22 protein-coding genes and 1 pseudogene are annotated in these 25,742 nt (G+C 46.5%); 19 read left to right on the plus strand and 4 right to left on the minus strand.

Annotated features, from left to right (window positions below):
• Window positions 1–35: 35 nt before the first annotated feature.
• The gene (locus QMA13_RS11065) at window positions 36–2,624 is read left to right on the plus strand and encodes a DNA internalization-related competence protein ComEC/Rec2 (protein WP_282941423.1); all 2,589 of its coding nucleotides are present in this window, start codon (window positions 36–38) and stop codon (window positions 2,622–2,624) included.
• Window positions 2,625–2,763: 139 nt separating this feature from the next.
• Window positions 2,764–4,086: an ABC transporter substrate-binding protein gene (locus tag QMA13_RS11070; protein ID WP_282941424.1), complete on the plus strand. Its 1,323-nt coding sequence runs from the start codon at window positions 2,764–2,766 to the stop codon at window positions 4,084–4,086.
• Window positions 4,087–4,187: 101 nt separating this feature from the next.
• Here the strand turns inward: QMA13_RS11070 and QMA13_RS11075 are convergent, their stop codons facing one another.
• Entirely contained in the window at window positions 4,188–5,054 is an 867-nt protein-coding gene (locus QMA13_RS11075; RefSeq protein WP_282941425.1) for an AraC family transcriptional regulator, read from the minus strand.
• Between the two features lie 244 nt (window positions 5,055–5,298).
• On the opposite strand from QMA13_RS11075, the gene QMA13_RS11080 reads away from it, so the two are divergent.
• Genes QMA13_RS11080 through QMA13_RS11090 form a run of 3 tightly spaced genes read left to right on the plus strand, consistent with a single transcriptional unit; the run spans window position 5,299 to window position 7,364 of the window.
• Window positions 5,299–5,853 carry a hypothetical protein gene (locus tag QMA13_RS11080; protein ID WP_282941426.1) on the plus strand — a complete coding sequence of 185 codons (555 nt, stop codon included), beginning with the start codon at window positions 5,299–5,301 and terminating at the stop codon, window positions 5,851–5,853.
• On the plus strand, window positions 5,837–6,811 hold the full coding sequence (pelA, locus tag QMA13_RS11085; protein ID WP_282941427.1) for a pectate lyase: 975 nt from the start codon (window positions 5,837–5,839) through the stop codon (window positions 6,809–6,811). Before QMA13_RS11080 ends, pelA begins: the two co-directional genes overlap by 17 nt.
• Before the next feature lie 34 nt (window positions 6,812–6,845).
• Window positions 6,846–7,364, plus strand: coding sequence for a P-loop nucleotide/nucleoside kinase family protein (locus QMA13_RS11090; RefSeq protein ID WP_282941428.1), 519 nt, complete (start codon window positions 6,846–6,848; stop codon window positions 7,362–7,364).
• Window positions 7,365–7,399: 35 nt separating this feature from the next.
• On the opposite strand, the gene QMA13_RS11095 is transcribed toward QMA13_RS11090, so the two are convergent.
• Window positions 7,400–7,648, minus strand: coding sequence for a DUF3951 domain-containing protein (locus QMA13_RS11095; RefSeq protein ID WP_282941429.1), 249 nt, complete (start codon window positions 7,646–7,648; stop codon window positions 7,400–7,402).
• Window positions 7,649–7,899: 251 nt separating this feature from the next.
• Between QMA13_RS11095 and QMA13_RS11100 the strand changes: the two genes are divergently transcribed.
• Complete coding sequence (locus QMA13_RS11100; RefSeq protein WP_282941430.1) at window positions 7,900–8,802, plus strand: EamA family transporter; 903 nt, start codon at window positions 7,900–7,902, stop codon at window positions 8,800–8,802.
• Between the two features lie 120 nt (window positions 8,803–8,922).
• Here the strand turns inward: QMA13_RS11100 and QMA13_RS11105 are convergent, their stop codons facing one another.
• Window positions 8,923–10,065, minus strand: a complete 1,143-nt coding sequence (locus tag QMA13_RS11105; protein ID WP_282941431.1) for a DUF2264 domain-containing protein — start codon at window positions 10,063–10,065, stop codon at window positions 8,923–8,925.
• Between the two features lie 233 nt (window positions 10,066–10,298).
• On the opposite strand from QMA13_RS11105, the gene QMA13_RS11110 reads away from it, so the two are divergent.
• From QMA13_RS11110 to holA, 4 genes are all read left to right on the plus strand, one after another.
• A complete protein-coding gene (locus QMA13_RS11110) occupies window positions 10,299–11,444 on the plus strand; it encodes a serine hydrolase domain-containing protein (protein WP_282941432.1) in 1,146 nt (381 codons plus the stop codon).
• Window positions 11,445–11,670: 226 nt separating this feature from the next.
• Complete coding sequence (locus QMA13_RS11115; RefSeq protein WP_282941433.1) at window positions 11,671–12,228, plus strand: RNA polymerase sigma factor; 558 nt, start codon at window positions 11,671–11,673, stop codon at window positions 12,226–12,228.
• Between the two features lie 101 nt (window positions 12,229–12,329).
• Complete coding sequence (locus QMA13_RS11120; protein ID WP_282943372.1) at window positions 12,330–13,715, plus strand: zf-HC2 domain-containing protein; 1,386 nt, start codon at window positions 12,330–12,332, stop codon at window positions 13,713–13,715.
• A gap of 233 nt (window positions 13,716–13,948) precedes the next feature.
• Window positions 13,949–14,968 carry a DNA polymerase III subunit delta gene (holA, locus tag QMA13_RS11125; protein ID WP_282941434.1) on the plus strand — a complete coding sequence of 340 codons (1,020 nt, stop codon included), beginning with the start codon at window positions 13,949–13,951 and terminating at the stop codon, window positions 14,966–14,968.
• 136 nt (window positions 14,969–15,104) lie between these two features.
• On the opposite strand, the gene rpsT is transcribed toward holA, so the two are convergent.
• On the minus strand, window positions 15,105–15,377 hold the full coding sequence (gene rpsT, locus QMA13_RS11130; protein ID WP_028549191.1) for a 30S ribosomal protein S20: 273 nt from the start codon (window positions 15,375–15,377) through the stop codon (window positions 15,105–15,107).
• Between the two features lie 193 nt (window positions 15,378–15,570).
• Between rpsT and gpr the strand changes: the two genes are divergently transcribed.
• The 9 genes and pseudogenes from gpr to grpE all read left to right on the plus strand — a co-directional run bounded on the left by gpr (window position 15,571) and on the right by grpE (window position 25,697).
• Window positions 15,571–16,563 (plus strand): GPR endopeptidase, encoded by a 993-nt coding sequence (gpr, locus tag QMA13_RS11135; RefSeq protein WP_282941435.1) that lies wholly within the window; start codon window positions 15,571–15,573, stop codon window positions 16,561–16,563.
• Between the two features lie 314 nt (window positions 16,564–16,877).
• Complete coding sequence (gene spoIIP, locus QMA13_RS11140) at window positions 16,878–18,131, plus strand: stage II sporulation protein P (RefSeq protein ID WP_282941436.1); 1,254 nt, start codon at window positions 16,878–16,880, stop codon at window positions 18,129–18,131.
• Between the two features lie 30 nt (window positions 18,132–18,161).
• Window positions 18,162–18,542 carry a DUF3679 domain-containing protein gene (locus tag QMA13_RS11145; RefSeq protein WP_282941437.1) on the plus strand — a complete coding sequence of 127 codons (381 nt, stop codon included), beginning with the start codon at window positions 18,162–18,164 and terminating at the stop codon, window positions 18,540–18,542.
• Window positions 18,543–18,636: 94 nt separating this feature from the next.
• A pseudogene (gene lepA / locus QMA13_RS11150) lies at window positions 18,637–20,449 on the plus strand (translation elongation factor 4).
• A gap of 72 nt (window positions 20,450–20,521) precedes the next feature.
• Window positions 20,522–21,676: a radical SAM family heme chaperone HemW gene (hemW, locus tag QMA13_RS11155; protein ID WP_282943373.1), complete on the plus strand. Its 1,155-nt coding sequence runs from the start codon at window positions 20,522–20,524 to the stop codon at window positions 21,674–21,676.
• 152 nt (window positions 21,677–21,828) lie between these two features.
• Complete coding sequence (locus QMA13_RS11160; RefSeq protein WP_282941438.1) at window positions 21,829–22,290, plus strand: N-acetyltransferase; 462 nt, start codon at window positions 21,829–21,831, stop codon at window positions 22,288–22,290.
• 149 nt (window positions 22,291–22,439) lie between these two features.
• Window positions 22,440–23,465 carry a heat-inducible transcriptional repressor HrcA gene (gene hrcA, locus QMA13_RS11165; protein WP_282941439.1) on the plus strand — a complete coding sequence of 342 codons (1,026 nt, stop codon included), beginning with the start codon at window positions 22,440–22,442 and terminating at the stop codon, window positions 23,463–23,465.
• The gene (locus QMA13_RS11170) at window positions 23,462–25,003 is read left to right on the plus strand and encodes a TCP-1/cpn60 chaperonin family protein (protein ID WP_282941440.1); all 1,542 of its coding nucleotides are present in this window, start codon (window positions 23,462–23,464) and stop codon (window positions 25,001–25,003) included. Before hrcA ends, QMA13_RS11170 begins: the two co-directional genes overlap by 4 nt.
• Before the next feature lie 121 nt (window positions 25,004–25,124).
• Window positions 25,125–25,697 carry a nucleotide exchange factor GrpE gene (grpE, locus tag QMA13_RS11175; protein WP_282941441.1) on the plus strand — a complete coding sequence of 191 codons (573 nt, stop codon included), beginning with the start codon at window positions 25,125–25,127 and terminating at the stop codon, window positions 25,695–25,697.
• Window positions 25,698–25,742 lie beyond the last annotated feature (45 nt).

Genomic DNA, 25,742 nt, shown 5'->3' on the forward strand with positions numbered 1-25,742 from the left:
TGGTATAACTGTGCTCATAAGAAAGGAGGAGAGAAGTGAATCGGCCTGTTGTTCTCTTTACTTTGCTCTGGACGTTCGGCTATATATTGGCCTATACGGCGGAATTTCCGTGGCTTTCCCTATATACAAGTCTTTTTGGAGGCATAGCTGTTATTGTGCTGTGGATGATTCGTGGGCCTTGGTCCAAAGCGGTGTGCATGCTGTTAGTTGTATTTATTGCTGCAGGGTATTACGAAGATTACGATCGTCGCAATCAAAGCGCAATTACTGCAGATAGTACGGAAGCAGCCAGTTTTCATGTGGAAGGTATTATCGTAAACCAAGTAGAGGTAGACGGAGACAAGGCGGCATTTATTGTCCAATCGGATGATTATGAGGGGGAACGCATTATAGTTTCGGTTAGACTGCTTTCCAAACAAGAGCAGCTGGAAGCTATGACCTGGCAGCGTGGTGATCGTATGAATCTGCAGGGAGTTCTGCAATTACCAGGAGAATCTCGCAACTTTGGGGGCTTTGATTACCGTCATTATTTGCGATTTCAGCATATTCATTGGCAGCTCACAGTAAAAGGTGCCTCTAGTATTAACAATACTCCCCCTGAATCGTGGGCTTGGGGGCATGTGTTTCGCTGGAACGATCAATTTCGCTCTATGCTTGGTGATGGGGTAGATCGGTTGTTTCCGAAGGAGCAGGCGGGGTTTATGAAAGGAATGCTGATCGGATTGACCGACGACATTGACCCGCAGCAGTTTCAGCAATTTTCACAGCTTGGTTTAACGCATATTATCGCCATATCAGGCTTGAACGTAGCGGTTTTCTTAGCTTGTTTATTGTGGATCATGCGCAGATTGGGATTCACTCGGGAAACGTATTTAATTACAGCGATGATTATGATGCCCATTTACATTGCTGTAACGGGAGCTTCTCCTTCCATCATCCGGGCAGGGTTAATGGCCATGATAGGGTTGTACGCGGCATACCGTCATACTTTAAAGGATGGGCTCCATACGGTCTTGATCGTCGGTTGTGTCATGCTGCTGTGGGAGCCTTACTATCTGCTTGACGTCAGCTTCCAGCTCTCTTTCCTGGTGACGATTGGACTCATTCTTGGCGTTCCTTATGCCAATAGATTAATGCCGATTCGCTCGCGCTCCTGGAGAGATGCGCTGTCCATTACGATAGTCGCCCAGTGTATTTCGTTTCCTGTATCGATTTATTATTTCAATCAATTTTCATTGCTTTCCTTGGCAGCTAACTTTGCGTTGGTTCCCGTATTCAGCATGTTCACTATGCCTGCGGGAACCGCTGCTCTTCTCATAAGCTTCGCATTCAAACCGGTCGGTCAAGCTCTAGCCTGGCTTGTTGCCAAAGTGAATGAGTGGATCTTTATGCTCGTGTCTGCAGTCAGCAAATGGCATCTGTTTCAGACGATTTGGCCGACTCCTGGCCTTGTGTGGATCATCGGATATTATGCGGCTTGGAGCTTGCTTATTTGGGGGCTGCTAAACAGAAAGAGAGGGGACACAGCACTTCAGGCTAATGAAATTCCAGGCCCCATGCTTACTGGATTATCATCTAAGAGCAAACCGGCTGGACCATTAGGCCCAAAGGTACGGTCAACTTTCAAAGTATCGCTATTTCCTGCGGCATCTTTATGTCTCATTATACTGCTGCTTTTCGCCTATCAGCCAGCGCGTTGGAGTCAGGAGGGGCAGGTGAATTTCATGGATGTCGGGCAAGGAGATAGTATATTCATCCGTTCTCCGTTGAGTCGCAGCGTCATATTAGTCGATGGGGGAGGTACGGTCACCTTTCGGAAGCAGGGGGAAGAATGGAAGCAGCGATCCGATCCGTATGAGGTAGGGCGCAAGCTGCTTGTGCCTTTGTTGAAGCAGCGTGGAATACAACATATCGATTATTTGATAGTAACGCATCAGGATGCAGACCATATTGGAGGGCTTCAAGCGGTTTTGGAGCAAATTCCAGTGAAGCAGCTCATATTTAACGGTACTGCTAAACCGACATCCGGTGCGGAGGAGCTGTTTCAAACGGCACTATATTATGGCGTTAAGCTGGTTAAAGTTTATGCCGGAGATGTATTGCAGATTGATAAAGACACCCGGCTTCGGTTTCTTTTTCCGCTCCCTACTAAACAAGGTGAGACAGGAATCAGGCTTGAAAAGGAACAGAATGCGGAATCGGTTGTCTTTTTGATGGAAATGCAGGACACAAGGTGGTTGTTTACAGGTGATATGGAACAAGCATCGGAAGCAGCTGTTCTCCGTATGATCCATGGCTCTAGCACTGCGGATGCTTCCCCAGGCGCTGCAGTGATCGGTCAGCAGCAACTGCTGCTGCCTTCAGGACAGATTGATGTTCTGAAGATTGCACATCATGGCAGTAAAACGTCCACCACAGCCGCTTGGCTGGATGAATGGCAGCCGAAATATGCGGTGATTTCCGTAGGACAGAACAATGTATACGGGCATCCCCATCCGACGGTGATGAGCAGGCTGGAAGAAAGGAATGTTCATATTTTACGAACAGATAACCAAGGGGAGATTCAAATGACGATACGGGATGGAGTGATCCGAATGCGTGCCAGGGTTGCTGAAGCAGATTAACCAATTTCATAAAGCAGCTAAATATTATCATAATTGCACTAAATCTGAACCTCCGTAATATTGCTATGATAAGAAGTAGGCAAGCGCTTTCAGTTATATTGACTGAGGTAGCTGAAATTCATACAATGGGAGGGTTTCTATGAAACAGAGAAACAGATTCATCACTGCTGCTTCGCTACTAATATTCATTTCTGGGTGCAGCAGCAGTACGGGTGGAACAATAGGAACAGAAAGCAAAGGGGGTCCTACTTCGGCACCAAAGGTCATAGTTGATACGTCTCCAGTGACTTTAACCTTGTACATAGCAACGGGAATTGCAGACAAAGACGTCAAAAATTTGATCGTAGATCCAGTCAAGAAGAAATATCCTCATATCACCATTGAGCCGCTGATTCCCGGTCAAGGGACCAAAATTGAAGATTTGGTTACCGCAGGTAAAATCCCTGATTTGATTTATACGTGGAATGGAGATCTTGGGAAATTCAAGCAAATGGATTTGCTGGAGGACATGACTCCTCTTGCCAAAAAGAACAATGTGGATCTTGGGCGCTTCGAGCCGGTCGTGCTGGAGTCGATCACCAAATTAGCGGAAAAATCGGAGTTGTACGCGCTGCCTTTTTCACTGAATTTTAATGCAACTTACTACAATAAAGAGCTGTTCGATAAATTTGGTGTTCCTTATCCGAAAGACGGGATGACCTGGGATGAGGCTATTGAGCTCGGCAAGAAAATGAGTCGTTTGGATAACGGGGTCACCTATCGAGGCTTGGACAGTGACCAATTGGGAAGGATGAGTACCCAACTTTCCTTAACGATGGTGGATGGAAAAGCGAATAAAGCGTCAGTCAACAATGAGGGATGGAAAAAGCTATTCGAAACGGCCAAAAGAGTATGGTCCCTCCCGAACAATACGCCTCCCAAAATGATGACTTTTAATGGAGGCAAGTGGTTTATGGAGGATAAGAACGTGGCTATGCTTACCACAGCGAACATTTTATCTTCATTGGAGAGCGCGGAGAAAAACGGCTTGAATTGGGATGTCGTAACATTCCCGGTGTACAAGGAAAATCCTAACGTATATCGTTATGCAGAAGCTCATCTGATTGCCATTACCAAATCGACTAAGTACAAGGATCAGGCTATGCAGGCGTTGGATGTGATTACCTCGGAGGAGGTACAGCGGTTGAGCGTTCGGACAGCGGCTAAGCCGAGTCCGCTCAAGAACCCTGAGCTTAAGAAAGAATTGGGAGCGGATATGCCTTTTCTAAAGGGGAAGAATTTGCAATCCGTGATTAAGGATACACCAGCCCCAGCCCCTTATTTCTCCCCGTACGAGAATGATTCGAGAGGTTCAGTCTGGGGCAGCTTTGAGGAGTATTTTAACGATACCAAGGATCTCAATACAGCATTGCGAGAAGCCGACGAGAAGGTCAACAAGCTCCTGGACAGCAAAAAGAAATAAGTGTAGCTAGGCTAGTCTCCTAGGGCATAGTAAATAAAATGAAAAGAGCTCTTGCGTCCGTTGGATAAAAGCGAGAGCTCTTTTCTGGTTTTCCTGATTATCTAATTGGCATGAAGCTCGCGAAACTTAAACGGCGACAGCTGCTTTTGTTTTTTAAATAGCTGACATAGATAGGATGTGCTGCTAAAGCCGATACGTAAAGAGATTTCCTGAAGAGGCAAATCGGTTGACCGCAAAAGATGGCAAGCCTCTTTAATCCGCCGGGCAGTTAAATATTGTGAAATTGTGCTTCCGGTAGCTCTGCGAAATAAGGAGGAGATATGATTTTCCGATAGATGGATATCGCTCGCCAATTTTTCCAGCCGAAATTCTTCTTGAAAATGCTCCTCGATCCATTGCATGATCAATTCCGCATGGTGCGGAATCCTGGGTTGTCTAGTACCCAGGTCGACCGTGTAGGCTTTCAACCAATAAGGCCGGATACATTGGATAAAACCAATCATGAATCCAGCATATTCTTCTACCCTATGTTCCGAGGGGAGCGATGCTAGTCTCTGGTGAAACAGCGCTAGCATTCCGCTGATATGATCTGCTATCGGAGTTAAATCGATATAAGGAGCCTCCAACTGTTCCTTCCAAACGGAATGTAAAAAAGAACGGAGGCTGGGTAGCGATTTCAAATAGGTGTCCATGACAGCGGGCTCGAATGTAAGCACTGATCGTCTGTATCGGGGCGCTTCTTCCTTAGCGAATTGAATACGATGAAGCTGAAAGGGCTGAAAGTATAACAGGATACCCGGCTTGATATCATACAGATGCCCGTTCACGATAGCTGTTCCATACCCGTCATATACAAATAGAAATTCCATTCCTTCATGGGAATGAAAGGTGTCCACTTTAGGTTCGGTTTTTAAATAGTCGAATTGAAACGGATTCGCTTTTAGATTAAGCTCTCTATTTATTCTCATGGAAGTGCCCCCTCCCGCTTGAAATACAATCCATTCTGTTATTGATTGTGTCATAAATTACTAAGAAATGGCAAGTTACAAACTAAAAGAAAACAAAAATAGCAAATATTTGATTTAATAAAGCATGGGATTGCATAGAAAATGGAAAATGTTTTGATTACAATAAGTTTGAAAGATTTTGCATCCGAGCGAACAAAGAGGTCATTGGGGGATCTAGTCAAATCAATAGAAAAGGAATAGAAGCATGAATCTAACTGGGAAACGTAAACTTGTCATCGCAACAGGCTCCATCCTGTTTATCGGTATTGCCACTGTGTTATTTGTCTTTTCAAAAGATCGTAATCTCATTCTAGAAACCAGTCCGACACCAACCCTAGTCTCAAGCAGCGCTCCTTCAGAATTGCAGGTAATCAGCTCCGTGCTGACAAATCCAAGCACAGTGGAGGTCACTTTTACCGGGAAAATGAGTTCCTTCAACGCAGGTGACCTAGCTATCAAAAAAGCGCAGGGTGCTTGGTATGGTCTCGAGCCGCTGCTAAGTGCCGGTTTGCCAGTCAGCAAAGTAACGACAAGTGAAAATAAGAACCATCAAACGGTTGCTGTCCTTGAACTGGAGCAGAAGCTGAACGAGGACGCCACGTTTCCCAAAGAGGAAATCATCGTGCCTGGTAAAGCCCCATACTTTACAGCCGATTATTATACTGGCAGCAAGGAACAAAATATAGAACAGGCGAATCATTTGATCACTTGGCAAATGGATAACGGCGGCTGGTTTAAAAAATATGGCCAACGAATATAAGAAGCCTTGGGACGGCAAAGCTCTCCGCTCCGAATGGCGCACCAAGGACGGTCAAGATATCGGAACGATCGATAACGATGGTACTACGAATGAACTGCTGTTTATGGCTATGGTGTACAAGGATACGGGGGACAAGAAATACAAGGAATCGGCGTTGAAAGCGGTCGATTTCTTATTGAAAATGCAGTATTCAAGCGGCGGTTGGCCGCAGGTCTATCCTGCTAGAGGCAATTATTCCGATTATGCAACGTTCAACGACAATGCTATGATGAGAGTCATGAATGTACTAACATTGGCAGCGAAGAAGAAATACCCGTTCGACACGGATTTGGTCGATGATGACAGGCGTCAAGCCGTTCAATATGCTCTTGATCGCGGCGTTGATTATATTCTAAAGTCGCAAATCATCGTCAACGGTAAAAGAACGGCCTGGTGTGCGCAGCATGATCCTGTCACCTATGAACCAAGACCAGCTCGTGCTTATGAGTTCCCATCGATCTCGGGATCCGAATCAGTTGCTATTGTTCAGTACCTGATGTCACTGCCGAAGCCTTCGGATGAGGTGAAGAGGGCAATTGAAGGCGCATTGAATTGGTTTGAGGAGGCACGCCTTAAAGGAATCAAGTATGTACCGCGGGACCCCAATAACGTGTATTTCGTCTCTGAAGCCAAAAGCTCGACCTGGTACCGTTTCTATGAGATTGGTACGAATCAACCGATATTTTCGGGACGTGATGGGATCATCAAACATCAATTATCGGAAATTGAGGAAGAGAGACGCAATGGCTATGCATGGGCCGGCACTTGGCCTGAGAAGCTGCTTCAAACCGCCAAAACAACGGGTTATTTTGAAAATCATGTATATGTCCAAGTGGTTAAAACAGATTCAAAGGACACCGGAGGTCAATCCCTGAAGCAAGGACAGTTATCTGTCATTACACCTTCCAGCTCCAAATAGGTGAAGAATTTGTTTATGGTGGGAGAGGATCTTATTGCCTGAGATTATTTTATTAAGGGGGCGCCCTGGTGTCGGCAAGACTACCATTTCTAATCAACTTAGTTCCCGGCTTAATCTTCCAGTAATCCGCAAAGATGATTTTTATGATGCAACGGCAGCATACCTAAAAGACCATGAACAAAGAAATAAAATATGCTATGGGATATTATTTCAATTTCTCGAAACCAACAAAAATGTAGAAGGCCGATGGATACTGGACTTTCCTTTTAACCGAGAGGATGAAATGATTAGGTTCAAATCCTTTCTGAACAGTCAGGGGTATATGCTTTCAAGCGTTTTATGCGTATGCAGCGATGAGACCGTATGGGCTGAACGCTTTAATCAAAGAAAGCAGAACCCTTTACCGAATCAGCTTATTACGGATTTTACTGAGTTAAAGGCTTATTACGGTAATTTAAGTATCCAATCGATTCAGGATGAATTGACTGTGGATACAGTAGAGACACTGGATTCTATTTTGGAGAAAATCATGTCATTTATACATTCCCAATAAGCGAAGGTCAGTTAAAAGTACACCAGGAGGAAGGATTACCTTCCACGAGTGTACTTTATTTTTCGAGAGAAATGTTTGTCTTTATCATCCCCTTGGTCGTCCCGTTCTTCTTTCTCTTGTTTCTCCTCATGAATCTCAATGGGGGTTTGTCCGGTTATGTTATCGAATGGAGTAAAGTCATTGCTTGGGATACCTTTGCCGGAAATGATTTTGGCGCTTATGATTCCTAATAAGACTAAAATAGGCACAATCAGGGACAGAGTAACGTATAAACCAAAGTCCATATAGATTAGTCCTTTCCATAGTGAATCAATGAGCTTACAATGCTAGGCTTCCGATGAAAATTACATATTATACGAATGGTATTCCAATTAGTTTCGATTTTAGTTCGAATTAGTTGATTCCATTATCTGTGAGAGGGAAAAACATAAACGACCGCTTGAATATTTCTGCCGCTTCGCTTATAGTGTTAGATTGTGTGAGTCTTTAACAGACTTCACGGGTGGGTGAGGGAAATCATAAAGAAGGAAAAGACATGACATCTCAGAACCGTTGGAAGGCCATTTGGTTCGTCTTGTTGGGCGCCGCCTCTTATGGCGTGTTGTCAACTTTCGTTAAGCTGGGTTACGAAAGCGGCTTTACGGCATCGGAAATTACGGGCAGCCAAGTGCTGTTTGGCTTAATTGTGCTGTGGCTCTTAAGCTTACCGAAGCTTCGTCAAATGAAAGGAATATCACGCAGCATCATTCTGAAGCTTATTGCGGGCGGTACGTTTACAGGACTAACTGGTTATTTTTACTACCAATCGCTTCAAGTGTTGGATGCATCGTTCGCGGTATTGCTCCTGTTCCAATTTACATGGATGGGGATGCTGCTCGATTGGATTGTGGCAAGAAGAGTGCCCACATTTTTTCAGTGGATAGCTATGGTACTGACACTCATAGGTACGATCATGGCCTCCGGTATTTTGTCGGGTACGATGGACCGACCAAGCGCAAGCGGCATTGGACTCGGCTTACTGGCTGCCTGCTGCTACACGATGTTCATCTTCTTCAGTGGAAGAGTAGCCACTCATTTACCCGCGCTGTTCCGCAGCACGTGGATGATTACAGGGGCTGCAGTGATCGTGTTGATCTTGATGCCACCGCAGTTTCTATGGAACGGTTCGCTTGGCCAAGGCTTATGGAAGTGGGGAATTTTATTAAGCGTATTTGGCATGATTCTCCCACCATTCCTGTATGCCAAGGGAGCGCCATTTATTGAAACAGGGTTAGCCGCTGTATTGGGCTCTGTGGAACTTCCCGTCGTAATTATTTGTTCCGCGTTGCTGCTTCATGAATCCACTTATGTTCTGCAGTGGGTTGGTATTGGAGTTATCTTGCTCGGTGTCATGGTGTCGGAACGAAAGATAGCAGCTCCAGCTGAAGGAAAAGCTTAAACGACCCGATTGAGAGTATCGTGAGCATATACTAAACGTTAAAAAAGCAGCACCTGTTTAAACAGGTTGCTGCTTTTTTTGTAATTTGTTGGAGCAAGAATATGACAACTCAGTTGAGTGTTAATATAGCGCTTTGTCGATAGGGAAGCTTTGAGCGTTCCAAGCTTTCTTATTAGTCCAGTCCGCCTCGCCTTGCCAGAACGGGTCATTGGCAGGCAAACCGAGAGGAAGAAATACGGCAGAGCATAAGTAGAGGCTTCCTGTAGAAATATAAGTTTCTCCGATTTCTGGCTGATGACCGCAGAAGCCAATAGTAAGCCATCCATCCTCATCAAAAGTCCCCGGCGCGTTGATCACACGTTTCATAACGGCTGTTAATGCGCAGCGTACTTGAGCTGGCTCAAGGCTTGCATCCAATTGATGCTGGAGAGCCATCTGACTGAGCAGTTGGAAGGCTCCGAACCGATACGCCAATGAGCGTCCGACGGCAGGAAACGTTCCTTCAGGAGAAATGGATCTTTCCTGCTGAACCGCATAGCGGCGCGCACGGCGGATGACATTTTCCTCCATATCCGCCCAAGTCGGATCTTCTCCTTTGAGTGTACTGATGATGTCTACGAGCATAGGCTGTATCACGAAGCTATTGTAATAATCAGCGTGGAAATCCGGGCCGTCCCCATAGATGCCGTCCCCTTTATACCACAGCTCATGCTGTCTAAGAGCATAATCGACGCGCATTCTGTCCCAATCGGCGCCTGCACGGTACAGTGCTGTTTCAATCATAGCGGAGAATAACAGCCAGTTGTTATAGTAAGGCTTGCGGGTGCGAGTTGATTTTAATGCCTCGATGACATTTTGCTTAACTTGGTCTCCAAGCTTGTTCCACAGTTCTTCCGGTGCCCGTACAAGAGCATGCGATAAGAATGCGGCGTCCACAATCGGCTGATAGCCTTCTGAGAAATTCATAAAATCAGGAGATGAGGGATCCGTTGCCGCTTCAATAGCGCCTCTTGCCTGCTCGGCATATCGTTCCCGCAGTCGACCTTCCTCGCCTTCACGACTGCCGTGTTCAAGCCAAGGAGCCATCCCGGTCAATAAGCGTCCTAGCGCTTCCAAGTAAGTGTACATATGCCGATCGTCCATTTTGCGTTCAATAGGCATTTTCGCTTTTAACTGACGATGATTTAAATGATGAAGTACGGGTTGAGCGATTCGGCTCATCGTGTCAATCCAATAAATGCGGTCTGCGCTTCCTAGTGACATGGCGATAATCCCCTCTCATAAGTAAAACAAGCTTCGATTCTATTTGCTCACCATTTTACAACAAATTACGACATGGGTCATTGGTGAACCTAACAATAATATTTGTGGAAAAAAGCTGTAAAATTATAATTGATTTTTACATAGACAATTTATGGATTATAATGTAATATTCAACAGACATCTTTTGTTAGCGCTTGCATTAATGATTAGAGCTAATGGAGGTTAAAGAAGTAATGAGCCAAGAAATGGTTGAATCTATGTATGATGTACAATACGGCACAATCGATGCCACTCCGGAAGAAGCGGGCTATTACGCACCTAAGCTGGATGAGCTTGACGCTCATTTTATGGAACTGGTTCAGACGGGAGAGCTGCAGTGCGCCAGCTATTTATTATCACGTAACGGTAAAGTGTTTGCAAGTCGATCTATGGGAAAGCTTGATTTTCGGGATGAACATAAATTATTTTTACCTGACTCCATCCGGCGCATTGCTTCGGTAACGAAGCTGTTTACCTCCTTGGCTGTTATGAAGCTAATGGAAGAAGGGAAGCTGCTGCTGGATCAACCGATCGCGAGCTGGATTCCGGAATTTGACACACCGATGCACAAAGGAATTACTGTTTTTCACCTGCTTACCCATACTTCAGGGATGGCAGCTGATTCGGGTTATTTCACGGAACCTTACCCACGTGGTTGGTGGGAGGGTGCTAAAGGTGACAATTGGATCAAGTCCATGCTGGCAGGAACGCTGCTTAATGAGCCCGGTAAAGCTTGGAATTACTCAAGCTCAGGCTTTGCCGTGTTAGGGGAGCTAATCTCTATCCTATCCGGGCTGGAATATGAGAAGTATATTGAGCGTAATCTGATAGAACCAGTAGGGATGGAAAGTACCTTCTTCAAAGTGCCGGAGAATCTGCATGAGCAGGTATGCGTCACGAGCGAATGGGACTTGCCTCGAACGGACAAGGCAGATGAATCTAATAAGAAGCGTCCGCCAAGAGCCGGCGGTGGTCTGCATTCGACCCTTCGCGACTTGTGGCAGCTTGGGCAAATGATGCTTAACCACGGAGAATGCGATGGTAGACGCATACTTGGCCGCAAAACAATAGAACTAATGACACGAAATCACTTACATAATGTGCCTGGCTTTCACTGGGGCGCCCGCAAACCCGCGATCAAATACGGCTTAGGGGTTCAGCTGAGGGAAATCGGGCTTGCATCGCCGGAAACTTACTCGCATGAAGGAGCGGGGCGCTGCGCAATTTATATTGATCCTGTCGAGCAATTCATAGCCGTTTATATGGTTCCGACGAATACAAGATTTATCGAACGCTCGGTTGTTCATCCAAGATCGATCATGTGGTCTGGTATTTTATAATCTTCCTCTGAGCAAGCAGTAGAATCTACTCGTGGGATACTCAGTATCCAGTTCCCGTTACGTCTAAGCAGGCGTACGGGATTTTTTATGTTGCATGGTCGGTTTACCTACGCTGGAAACTCAGGTATACCTGCACGCCAAAATTTGATATTCTAAGTAGAGTTCATTGAGTGCAACATTTTATGAATAACGTTCGTTTATATAGTTGCAAGAGAGGGGGATCCCAGTGGTAGCGCCAGAACTGATAAAGGCTGCCCAGTCGGGCGATCGCGACGCTCTAATTACCCTACTGCGTGAAATAGAAAATCATGTATATCGAACTGCTTATTACATTCTGGGCAATGAGCAGGACGCTATGGATGCCGCACAGGAAGCGTTAATACGTATTTATACCAAAATTAATTCTTATGAAGAGAAAGCTCAGTTCAAAACGTGGGTTCAGAGAATTGTCACTAATTTATGCATAGACAAATTCAGAAGGTCCAAGCCTACCGTTTCCATTGACGAGCATGAGCTTAACTTTACTGCAAATAAGACGGTAGAAGATGAGGTTATGTCCGCATATATTGCCCAAGATATTAAAGAGGCAATTGATAAGCTGCCGGAACATCATCGATCGGTTGTTGTACTGCGATATTTGCAGGATTTCTCCTACAACGAAATTGCCGAATCTTTGGATTTGCCCATCAACACGGTGAAGTCTTATTTATTCAGGGCAAGGCAGCAGTTACAAACGTTGTTGCAGGATTACAAAAAAACCAAGAGTGATGCTGTCAGAGGCTAATCACTGAAACGGTTTGCGTATCTTCATCAAGGTCTTATTTATTCTGCTTCGTATTTGTAAATATCAATTGTGAATTGTTCAGAAAGGTAGTGTGCGGGATGATGTGTCAAGAGGTGATCGAACTCATGCAGAGATACCTCGATCAGGATCTCGATAAATTAGAATATGAACAAATGCTGGGACATCTGCAGCACTGCTCGGAATGTACGGAGCTGTTCCAGCGTTTGGTATCTTTGTCTCAAGAACTAGAACAATTACCAAAGGTAACACCGGCTTACAGCTTGGTGGATGCTATTATGCCGAAGCTTCAGAGGATAGACGAAGGCTTCCCGGCAGTAGAATATCCGGCGGCGCCTGTGGTTACTTTTCCGGATAAGTATAAGGACGCACAAATCGCTGAAGAGGCGAAGGCACACGTCGAGCATGCAGCTGGATGGCGCAAAAAGATGCGCGGACTTGTTTCAATGCGGATAGTTGGTGGTGTTGTTGCCGCCGGCTTGGTACTCGGATTTTTCGTGTTTGAGCAGCAGGACCAGAAAGGCAGCATGAAGGATGCAGGGTCTATGTTGTTGTCCTCTACAGCATCACAAAGCAAAGCCGAGAACATGGCGAAGCAGGATACGGCACCAAGTGCTAGCAGCAAGAAAGCGGCTGAACCAACTGGTGCGGGAGGTACCTCGAATCAGCCGGCCGATCAAAAGGCAGCGATGGATACTTATCAGCCGGATTCCGCTGCGAAAGCACCCGCGCCTGCTCCTGCTCCAGCCCAGAGACAAGAAAGTAAGGCTCAAGCTAGCGCTGATGGAAACAAACCAGTGGCATCAACGGATATGCCTCAGAAGAAGAGTGCAGATGCGAGAACAGCAGAACCTTCCAAGGAACAGGTGCAGCAGCCTTCTACGGATAGTAGTACGGTCAATGATTCCAATACGTCGTCATCTTCGTCTACTGAGCCGAAGTCGAAAGAGGCTCCTGTTAATGAGGAATTGGCTCCTCCGCCTGTAGATTCGACGGCTGGTGGAAGAGGATTATCGGCTAACAAAACGGGTGCACCGAATTCGGCCCAATCCTTTGCCAATCCAGACTCAGCATTGTCTGATAGTACTGGAGGCAGCGCTTCTTCGTTTGCAGCCAATCAGAATGAAACTGCGACTGGAGATCAGCAGAATGGTGATAACGTTAATAAAGAGAAGTCAGGGGAAATGGGATTGAACCAACTGTACTCAGTGAGTTCAACCGGCAGTCCAAGTACATTAACATCCCAGAGTAAGGTCTATGTTGCTTCTATCAACGACAAGCGTCAAGTCGTTATTACCGACAATCAACAGAAGGTATTATTCACATCCAGTCATACCTGGACGGAGAAGGATAAAATCGAACTGGTTGAATGGACAGAGAGTCAACTGTTGACTTATCGGGTAACTAATGAATCGGGAACTATAACCTATGTCATTAATGCAAAAGACAAAACGGAGTTAAAAAAATAAATTGTTTACGCCGCGGCCAGTCACCAATCCGGCGCGGCGTAATATAATATGGTGTAGCGTCACTCTACGAGCGCGTCGTATGACCACCACGAGGAAGGTTTCTAGAGCTTTCCTCATAGTGTTTATATAGATGGGGTTTCGTGCAAAGGGATTATGTCCAAAACCTGCAGGTTTTGACGTAATCCCTTTGTTGTTGCTACAATGTCAAAAGAAGAAAGTAGGGGTGATCGGAGATGGATTATAAATCCGCATTGAAACAAATTCAGCAGGGGAAGTTTGCTCCTGTTTATGTGTGCTATGGTGCTGAATCGTACTTGATACATGCATTAATAGATAAGTTGACGGAGCGTCTTGTAGAACCCGATCAACGGCCTTTCGCGGTGAACAAATATGACTTGTCAGAAACATCGCTTGATACCGTAATTGAAGAAGCGGAAACGCTGCCGTTTATGGTGCCTCGCAAGCTGGTTATTGCAACAAATGCTCTGTTTCTTACCGGTGCAAAGGAAAGTGCCAAGGTAGATCATAAGCCGGAACGATTAATCCAATACATGAAGACGCCAACTGATTTTTCCGTTGTCGTGCTGACAGTTGATGCGGACAAGCTCGATGAAAGAAAGAAGCTGGTCAAGACATTAAAGGAAGCGGATTGTCTGGTTTCCTGCGCTTCACTGTCTGCCGACGATTTATCGCATTGGGTGAAGCAGGAGGCTGACAAGGCAGGATTCACGTTCGCACCAGGAGTAGCAGAACAGTTCATCCTGTATACCGGAACCAGCTTGCAGGCATTATCAAGTGAATTGGAAAAGTGTGCACTGTTTGTGGGTCGCGGGGGGATGCTTACGGAGGATGCTCTGGAGCAACTGGTCACGCGTTCCATAGAGCAGAATATTTTTATACTGATTGAGCATATTGTTCAGCTTCAATTAGAGAAGGCATTCACGATGCTGTCAGAGTTGATTCGCAGAAAGGAAGAGCCGATTAAGATCATGGCTCTTATTGCTCGGCAATTCCGTATCATGTTTCAGGTGAAAGATCTTCAGCAGCAGGGATATTCTCAGCAGCAAATGGCCACCCAGCTTGGACTCCATCCTTATGCTGTAAAGATTGCCTCAGGTCAAAGCAACCGATTTGAATTAAAACAGCTCGCTAATATATTAAATCAATTGTCTGATTTGGATTACCAAATGAAGAGCGGGAAAATCGATAAAGTATTGGGGCTGGAGATGTTCCTTCTAAAGCTTATTGCTTAAGCTAACCGACGGATATATATAATAACCCCACAAAGTGGGGTCTTGGCTACGATGCTGATTCAGGTACTTTTGGGGGGTGCCCCGAAATATATATAAAAAAACGACCGATTCCCTGGGGAATCGGTCGTTTTTTGTATTAAGCCTGAGCAGAAATCGCGTTCAGTTTTTTCGCTAAACGGGATTTTTTGCGGGCAGCGGCATTTTTATGGATTAAACCTTTAGTTGCTGCTTTGTCCAGTTTTTTGCTGGCAGCAATCAAGGCTGCTTTTGCAGTGTCCACATTGTTGCTGGCTGCAGCAGTTTCAAAGCTCTTAACTGCAGTGCGAAGAGCGGATTTGTGAGATGCGTTGCGAAGACGACGCTTTTCACTTACTTTTACTCTTTTAATCGCGGATTTAATGTTCGGCATTGACGTTCACCTCCTAATACGACTTGCATAAAAATCATTTCGATGCCTATTTGTTGACAACTCTAGATATTCTAACATGACCCATATCAAAATGCAATAGAGTCATTGGGCAGGTCTGACAATTGTTTGAATAGCGTCAATCCCTTTGTCACACACTAATTACGCATGCTTACGTTGAAAGGAGAAATGCCCAATGGATTTAAGCGATTATTCGGTCCGTACGGATTTAGCACTGGAAGCTCATGATTTGGCTTCATCAACCGGTCAAATCATTCCGGGAGTACATAGGTCAGTAGAAAATCAGGATGGTATTCGCATCAGCACAATCGATATTACTTCAAATGAAGGTGCTCAAGCAATTGGTAAGCTGCCGGGTCATTACATTACTATAGAAGTTCCCGAGCTGCGCCAAAAGGACAGTGATTTGCAGGATCGAGTCGCTATGGTTATTGCAAAAGAGTTCGAGGCCTTCTTGGCAAAGCTCAACATAAGCCCAATGGCGAAAGTGTTGGTTATCGGTCTCGGCAACTGGAACGTTACCCCCGATGCGCTAGGACCGATTGTTGTTGAAAATATAATGGTTACCCGCCATTATTTCGAGCTGATGCCTGGGCAAGTAAGTCCCGGTTACCGTCCTGTCAGTGCTGTAGCTCCCGGCGTCCTGGGGACCACTGGTATTGAAACAGGAGAAATTGTTCAAGGGATCGTTGAGAAGTCTAAACCGGATTTGGTTATTGCCATTGACGCTTTAGCTTCCCTTTCTCTGGAAAGAGTTAATACGACCATTCAAATAGCTGATACTGGCATTCATCCAGGGTCGGGTATCGGAAATAAACGAAAAGGCTTGACGCTGGAGACATTAGGCGTTCCGGTTATAGCCATAGGCGTACCGACCGTTGTTTTTGCCTCTACTATCGTTAACAATGCTTTCGATATGATGCATAACCATTTTCAGAAGCAGACCGATAACACGGGCAAAATATTAGGACTGCTGGATAACATGCAGGAAAGTGAACGGTTGGAGCTGGTGAAGGAAGTGCTGAATCCACTTGGGCATGACCTGCTGGTTACTCCAAAAGAAATCGATCAGTTCATTGAAGACATTGCCAACATCATTGCCAGCGGCTTAAATGCAGCGCTCCATGAAGCCATAGATGCCGACAATGTCTCTGCCTATACGCATTAAATAGCTTCGCATACCTTGAGAATAACGCCAGACAAGGCTGCTAATATAGCGGCTGAAGCTTGGCGTTTTTTTCGTCTTTAGCGTTCCTAGTAACTGGGAGAATCATGACTATGAAGTTGTAGTTCTATCTTCTAGCAAACACTCATAGATTTGAATTAGAGGTTGGGTGACAAGAGATTGTCGTGTGCTAGGTTACTAGAAAGCTTTCCTACGGAAAGCTCAGCAACGCTTACGAAGACAGCTTTCCTAAAGGAAAGCTTAGCAACGCTTACGAAGAAAGTTTTCCTACGGAAAACTCTGAGGAGGGAACCCCATTGAAATGGACGGCAGTAACGGTGAATCTGAACAAATATCGCAAAGCGGGACAAGACCTGGGTGTGTATTTCCGCATCATAAGTGTTTTGGTTGCAGGCTGCCTGTTTTTTTTCATAGCACTAGGATTGCTAGGATATGCACAGTCTAAGTGGAGCAGCACGACACCATCTACTTCAATGAAAGGGCTGGCAGCAGCCGTATCGAGCCGTTTCTTTATGGACATGCTGGGGATGGAAATGCCTCATTTGCAGAAAGACAGGCAATCGTTCACCTTTTCCCAAGCTAATGTTTCCGGGTTTTTATTCTCATTGGTCACTGATCTTAATTTTAAGGATCCGAAGACGTTCATTGCCAGAGAAATGCCGGGGCTGACCGAGGATCGTTCGGTCGTTCTACGCAAAAGCAGCACCACGGGCGATGATGGTCCGGAGGATTACAGCCCCAAAGCCGACGCGCTTCCGAAAAGTGGAGAAGGCGCTGAAGGTTCTATTACTGCGAATCCTACAGCTCCCAAAGACGGGGATGCCGTTGTCGGACCAGCTGTACCAGCCCCTGCTGCGCAGCCCCCGAAGATGGCCGGGAAAAATGTTGCCTTTATCTATCAAACGCATAATACCGAGTCCTATTTGCCGGAGCTTCCCGGAGTTACTGATCCTGATAAAGCCTATGACTCCAAGAAGAACGTAACGCTGGTAGGCTTGAGACTTGCCCAGAAGCTGGAGCAGGACGGCATTGGAGCGGTTCATTCCGACCTCAACTATCCAGCGATAGAGAAAAAGTTTTATTATCCGTATTCTTACAAATACTCGCTAAAAACGCTGCAGGAGGCAAGCACCTCTCACCCGGATTTGAAATTTTATTTTGATATTCATAGAGACTCGCAGCGGCGTGAAAAAACGACGGCAACATTTAACGGAAAAGACTACGCGCAGTTGTATTTCATCATTGGGGGCAAAAATCCGGACTGGAAAGAAAATGAACAGTTCGCCTCCCAAATCCATCAAGTGCTAGAAGCTAAATATCCGGGTTTATCCAAGGGGATGTTCGCCAAAGCGGCAGAGGGCAACGGTGTCTACAATCAGAACTTCTCACCGAATAGCATACTTATCGAAGTGGGTGGTGTGGATAACTCTCTTGAAGAATGCTACCGGACAGCGGATGTATTGGCTCAAGCCATTACTGAAGTCGTGCTGAACGTACAAAAAGTGGATGGTGGAGTACAGAACGATGCTAAGGAAGCTAAGAAAAATTAGTGGACGAACGGGCCAACGGGGGCGGAAACAATGAGAAAGTTTTATGTCAGACTGCTTCTTGTCGTTCTTGGAATCGGATTCTGTATATTTTTTGGAGTGGATTTGGCGACTCGTGGTGTTGAGAGAATCCAAGGTCCTGTAGCATCGGACACAGCAATCGTAAAACCTTGGCAGCCCGCCTCCAAACAACAGGAAACGAAAATGAACGCTCCAACTCCAAAGCCGCCAGCCCCTTCTAATGCAGCTAAAGAAGAAAAGACGAAGGAACAGGTGGAGCCTCCCGAACCTAGAGCTGAAATTTCCAAAGCATCGGGTATCAACCGACTAGGTAATAAAATAGGCGAGCTGCTGCAAATCCTGGCCTTTCATACGATCAAGTTGTTTGTCGCTCTGTTCGATACCATTACCTGAAAAAGCTTTCCGTCAAGCATCCATTGCTGCGCACCCTCACAACTGCTATAATTAGAGGTATTGTAAATTTGTAGGTTAGTGAGGGTCTCCGCAGATGGATATTCAAGCAAGACAGAAGAAGATAAGAAACTTTTCGATTATTGCCCATATCGACCATGGTAAGTCGACTTTGGCCGATCGGATTTTGGAGTTCACTGGAGCTCTCTCCTCGCGTGAGATGCAGGAGCAGGTCCTGGACCAAATGGATCTGGAGCGGGAGCGGGGCATTACGATTAAGCTGCAGGCCGTACGTTTAAACTATCGTGCGGATGACGGAGAAGAATATATTTTAAATTTGATCGATACACCGGGACACGTCGATTTCACTTATGAAGTGTCACGAAGCTTGGCAGCCTGTGAAGGCGCATTGTTAGTCGTGGATGCAGCTCAAGGGATTGAGGCGCAAACACTGGCTAACGTATATCTGGCGCTGGATAACAATTTGGAGATTTTGCCGGTCATTAATAAAATCGACTTGCCGAGTGCGGATCCCGAGCGGGTGAAGCAGGAAGTCGAAGATGTTATTGGACTTGATGCAAGCGATGCGGTTCTGGCTTCGGCTAAAGCCGGTATAGGTATCAAGGAAATATTGGAGCAGGTCGTACAGCGTGTCCCTGCACCTACGGGAAGTCCTGACGAGCCCTTGAAGGCTCTTATTTTCGACTCGCACTATGATCCTTACAAAGGGGTTATCGTGTACGTTAGGGTTATTGACGGCTCGATCCGCGCAGGCTCCAAAATCAAGTTTATGGCAACGGAAAAAGTGTTTGAAGTTATTGAGGTAGGTGCGTTTAAGCCGCGCATGTCCATTGTGGATTCATTGGATATCGGGGATGTAGGCTTTATAGTAGCTGGTATTAAAAATGTTGGTGACACGCGTGTCGGGGATACGGTGACCGATGCTAAAAATCCGGCACTCGAAGCACTGCCAGGTTACCGTAAGATTAACCCGATGGTATTCTGCGGTTTGTATCCGATCGAGACCAGTGACTACAACGATTTGCGTGAAGCGCTGGAAAAACTGCAGCTCAACGATGCGTCATTAAGCTTTGAGCCAGAAACATCGACGGCTCTCGGATTTGGTTTCCGCTGCGGCTTCCTTGGATTGCTGCACATGGACGTTATCCAGGAACGGATTGAGCGTGAGTTCAATATTCCGCTTATTACGACGGCACCAAGCGTTGTGTTCAAAGTTACCCAGACGAACGGCGAAGTTATGACCATCGAGAATCCATCCTTGTTCCCTGAGGTGGGCAAGATCGACTTTGTCGAGGAGCCTTATGTCAAAGCGGCGGTTATCGTGCCTAACGACTATGTTGGGGCGATTATGGAGCTTTGCCAAGGCAAGCGCGGCGAGTTCGTAAACATGGAATATTTGGACACAACCCGTGTTACGCTAACGTACCAGATTCCATTGGCCGAAATTGTCTATGATTTCTTTGATCAATTGAAGTCAAGCACGAAAGGCTATGCCTCCTTTGATTACGAGCTGTCGGGTTACAGAAGATCCAATCTCGTCAAAATGGATATCTTGCTGAACGGGGAGCAAGTGGACGCACTGTCGTTCATCGTTCACCGTGACCGTGCATTCAATCGTGGGCGCATTATTTGCGAAAAGCTGAAGGATCTCATTCCGCGTCAAATGTTCGAGGTGCCTATTCAGGCCGCGATCGGACAAAAAAATCATTTCCCGTGAAACGGTTAAAGCGATGCGCAAAAACGTATTGGCCAAATGTTACGGCGGCGATATTTCACGGAAACGGAAGCTGTTGGAGAAGCAGAAGGAAGGTAAAAAACGGATGAAGCAGGTCGGAAGCGTTGAGGTTCCGCAAGAAGCGTTCATGGCCGTTTTAAGAATAGACGAGTAGAACTTAAGGAGGCAGGTGCGCCGAGCAAGCGCATCTGCTTTTCCATTAGAAGGGGAAGGAGGAACTTGAATGATGTACCAACGGCAAGAAACGCCTCAGGCTGTTTATATCCACATCCCTTTTTGCACGAACAAATGCCATTACTGCGATTTTAATTCGTTTGTGTTAAAGGGTCAGCCAGTGATGGATTATTTGGACGCGCTGGAGCGTGAGATGGAACAGACGGTTGCTGCGGTGCCGCCAGGAGAGATTGAAACGATCTTTGTAGGCGGAGGAACTCCGACCGTATTGCTGCCAGACCAGATGGAGAGCTTTTTGAAAAGAGTCAGGACGTACTTTCCTAACCAATCGCCAAACATCGAATTTTCGATGGAAGCCAATCCGGGAACAACGGACTTAGAGAAGCTGCAGGCTATGAAAGAGGGGGGCGTTAACCGAATCAGCTTCGGCGTGCAGTCCTTTGACAATGCCCTTCTGGAGGGAATCGGTAGGATTCATAATACGGATGATGTGTATCGTAGTCTGGAGAATGCCCGTAAAGTTGGCTTTACTAATATGTCCATCGATTTAATGTTCGGGCTTCCCAAGCAGACGGTAGCTATCATGAACGATACAATAGACAAGGCATTAGCGTTAAATTTGCCTCATTACTCCATTTACAGCTTGAAAGTGGAAGAGAACACGCTGTTCCATACGCTGTACCAGAAAAACCAGCTTCCTCTGCCGGAGGAAGACGAAGAGCTGAATATGTTTCTGCTTATAATGGAGCGACTGAAGAATGCGGGATATTCGCAGTATGAGATTAGCAACTTCGCTAAATCGGGCTTCGAAAGCCGTCATAACAGTATGTACTGGCTGAACCGCAGCTATTACGGGATCGGTGCAGGTGCGCATGGCTATACCTATGGTATCCGCCATATCAATATCAAGGGCGTTCAGCCCTATATCGATGCTACCCGTCAGGGACTGCCTATTCTTGAAAAGCATGAAATCTCCGAGCAGGATGCTATGGAAGATTTCATGATGGTCGGATTGCGTCTCTTGCGCGGTGTAGACAGGGCGGACTTCAATAAGCAGTTTGGGCGTGAACTGGAGTCGGTGTTTGGAACGGAACTAAACAAGCTTCTGGGACAGCAGCTGCTAGAGATCACAGATAGCGGCTACCGCTTATCTGCTCAAGGAGTGCTGCTTGGCAATGAGGTGTTCGGCGCATTTTTAAGTGAATAATCGTATGGAACGAACCTGGCTTCTGCCGGGTTTTTCTTATTGTGCTGGGTTCCTGAAATTTACAAGGTTGAGCATTTTTCTTATTGAATTTTTTATACGTCCTGTTGTATATTTATTCATATCGAATTTTTACTATGAATGGTGGGTTTTCTATGGCAGTCACATGCAGAAAAGCAACAGAAGAGGATATTGATACTTTATATGAAATTATACAAGGATATGCAGAGCAAGGGATCATGCTGCCCCGATCAAAGGAGATATTGAGGGAGCAGTTGGATACCTTTGTCGTGGCTGTTATAGAAGACCGATTGGTCGGCTGCGGTTCTTTAACGCGGTTAGGTCAGGATCTTGTTGAGATTCGTTCACTAGGGGTAACGGGCGGTTACAAAGGGCAAGGAATCGGAAGATCACTTATTGATTCATTAGTAGAGGAAGCAAAACGGCAGGAAATACCAAAAGTAATGGCATTAACCTACGAAGTAGCTTTCTTTGAGAAAAATGGCTTCACCGTTGTTCAAAAAGAGATTTTTCCTGAGAAGGTATGGCGCGACTGTATTCACTGTAAAAAGCAGCAATGCTGCGACGAAATAGCCGTTTTGAAGCGGTTGGATTGACTTGACACAGACCTTCGGGTCTGTTATTTTTGTATTATGATTTAGCACTCAACAGTTCGGAGTGCTAACGACGAAGAAATAAAAAGGTAGTTGAAGAAGAGTCTTATTATTCAAACAACTATTATTGAAATATTTTGGGAGGGTTGAACATGTTGACCGAACGCCAACGACATATTTTGAGTGCTATCGTAGATGATTATATTCGTTCAGCAGAGCCTGTAGGTTCCCGCAGTATATCCAAACGCGGAAATGTGGGATTCAGCCCTGCCACCATTCGTAACGAAATGTCCGACTTGGAAGAGATGGGGTTCTTGGAACAGCCGCACACGTCCGCAGGGCGTATCCCATCACACAAAGGCTACCGTTATTATGTCGATCATCTTGTCACTTTCGGCAGTTTAGCGGAGCATGAGGTCGAGGCTCTTAAATCTTTTTTTTCAGAGAAAATGCAGGAGATGGAGCAAGTCATTCAGCACGTTGCAATGATGTTGTCCAATCTCACAAACTATACATCCATTGTCATGGGACCGGAAATGTTCAGCACGACGCTGCGTCATTTGCAGATCGTGCCGTTGAATGAGCGTACCGCTGTTGCCATTATCGTAACGAATACGGGGCATGTCGAGAACAAAACGGTAACGATTCCGGAAGGAATTCCTGTCTCAGAAATCGAGAAGTTCGTCAATTTACTCAACGCCAGACTTCAGAATGTGCCGCTGCTTCATTTTAAATCCAAGCTGTTCAGCGAAATCGGCGAGGAGATGCGCAGCTACGTAAGCGGCTATGAAGAACTGATGTCAATGCTCAATAACATCGTCGATCCGGACGAAGAAAATCGAATTTTCTTGGGTGGAACGACTAACATGCTGACGCAGCCAGAGTTTCAAGATATGGAGAAGGTTAAGAACATTCTTGATTTGCTCGCAGAGACGCCAATTCTTGCCAAGCTGATAACGGGAACGCCATCAGGCATACAAGTTAAGATCGGCAGTGAGAATTCGGTAGCAGCAATCAACGATTGCAGTCTTATAACTGCCTCTTATTCGTTTGGCGGCAAGCATCTTGGAACCGTCGGTATTCTGGGACCCACACGGATGGATTACGGTAAAGTGATTAATTTGCTGGACCACTTGTCAAAAGATATGACGTTGATGCTGGAGCGATGGTATAAATGAGCCAAATCAAGCCTGTCACGCATGAAAGCGATGATACGTATGCAACACTGTTGAATAATGCCGGAGCTATCCGTGCAATTTGTTCGGCTGTTGAAGGTACTCTCGGGCCTAAGGGTCTGGACACGATGCTGGTCGGCGGACAGGGTGAAGTCATTATTACGAATGACGGTGTGACCATTTTGGAAAAAATGGACGTTACCCATCCAGCTGCACGCCTGCTTATCCAAGTAGCCCGCTCGCAGCAGCAGCAGGTAGGCGACGGAACAACTACAGCTACCGTATTGGCGGGAGCTCTGGTAGCTGAAGGGGTAGCTCAGGTTACACGCGGAGTTCCTGTAGCCAAAGTCGTAAGGGGGATTCAGCAGGGGGTTGCTGCGGCTCTGGCTTCGCTTGCCAAGCGAAGCCGGCGTATTGAAGGCTTAAAAGATCCGCTTCTATATCGTATAGGATATATAGCGGGGCGTGAGCATTCCGATTTGGCGGAGCTAGTACTCGAAGGAGCTCGGCGATTAGGAGTGCATAAACTGCAGGAGGAAAACTTCCGATTTGCAGATGTGGTTATTTCGCACAGCCGTGCTGTAAGTGAAGTGTGGCCCGGACTTCTGATTCAGAAGAAGCCTATCAACTCGCAGCTGGATTTTCCGCCAGATGCAGCTTCTGTGCTTGTTTTTCAGGATGCTTTCGAACCGGAGACGATCGATGAGGAAGCACTCATGACTGAGGCAGGCTTTCAGAAGCAAATGCAGCTGAAGGAACAGTTCCGCAAGTCGCTCGAGAAGCTCGTCGAGCTGCAAGTGGGGCTGATCATTGCGGATCGAGGAGTGAATGCAGAGGCGGAGCAGTTTTGTACCGATCACGGAATCATGGTCGTACAGCGAGTGCCGCGCTCTGATCTCCGACTTGTCTGCGAATACACAGGAGCTCGCCCTATTCGCCGCAGCGGGCTTCGCAAGCCTTCCTCGGAGCTCGCAGGTTATCTTGGCTTCGCCGGACGAGTTTCATACGACGAGCGTCTAGAGTGCGTACGCATGGCGGAAGGCAAAGGCCGGACGCAGGTGACCATCGTCGTTGGCGCAAGCACGAGCGAGGTTGTTGGCGAGCGGCTGCGCATCGCAAAAGATGCAGCCTCGGCTGTACAGGCTGCTCTGCGCGGCGGGTGCTTGCCCGGTGGAGGTGCAGCCGAGATGGCTGCCGCCTACGAGCTGGATCGTCTGAGAGAGACGATCCAGGGCATGGAGGGCTTCGGCGTAGCCGCCGTTGCACAGGCGCTGCGCAAGCCACTTGCGCAAATCGTCGTCAACGCGGGCTACAACCCGCTTGAGAAGGTGGAAGAAGTGAAGGCCGCGCAAATTAATGCGGGCTCTGATGCGCTTGGTATCGATTGTGATACCGGCGCGGTAATCGACATGCTGGAGCAGGGCGTTGTCGACCCTGCTCACGTGAAGCTGCATGCCTTGCAGGCAGCAGGCGAGGTGGCAGCCGCCGTACTTCGCATTCACACAGTGATTAAGATGAAGCAGCCTCGTACGGAGGAATAACGCGCTTTTATCCGGTCACCCTCAGTTCGGTCAACTATGCTTGCTTACATCTGGGATGGTCTGGTTAAAATAAATAAATAGGAACATTACTATCGGATTCGGATCAAGGAGGTGACAGATATTGAGTACGGAACAAAAAAACCAATTCGAAAACCAAGCGGACAACGGGCCAGAGGTTGACGCTACATATAACGAAGATGCCGATACTGCAGCAAACCAACAGCAGGAAACGGCAAGCGAGCAGGATGGTGAGCTGGAGCAGCTTCGTCAGCTAGCAGAAGAGCATTACCAGCGCTCCATTCGCGCACAAGCGGATTTCGATAACTTCAGAAGACGTACGCGTCAAGAAAAAGAGGAATTCGCTAAGTATGCGTCCTTGAAGGTGGTTGAGCAGCTTCTCCCGGTAGTGGATAACTTCGAGAGAGCTTTGGCCGCTAGTAAAGACAGCAATGATTACGATGCGCTGTTGAAGGGCGTCGAGATGATTTTCCGCCAATTGGATCAAGCTCTTGCCAATGAGGGCTTGAAAGCAATGGATGCTGTAGGGCAACCGTTTAATCCAGAGTTCCATCAAGCGATCATGCAAGTGGAGTCTGATGAGTACGAGGAAGGCATCGTTGTGGAAGAAGTGCAAAAAGGTTACATGCTCAAAGATAAAGTGCTGCGTCCTGCAATGGTGAAAGTAAGCTCCTAGTTCAATCAGCATTTTTCATCGTCATCTATCATGACATCCATCAAT

This window comes from Paenibacillus sp. RC67 (assembly GCF_030020805.1).
Lineage (GTDB): Bacteria > Bacillota > Bacilli > Paenibacillales > NBRC-103111 > Paenibacillus_S.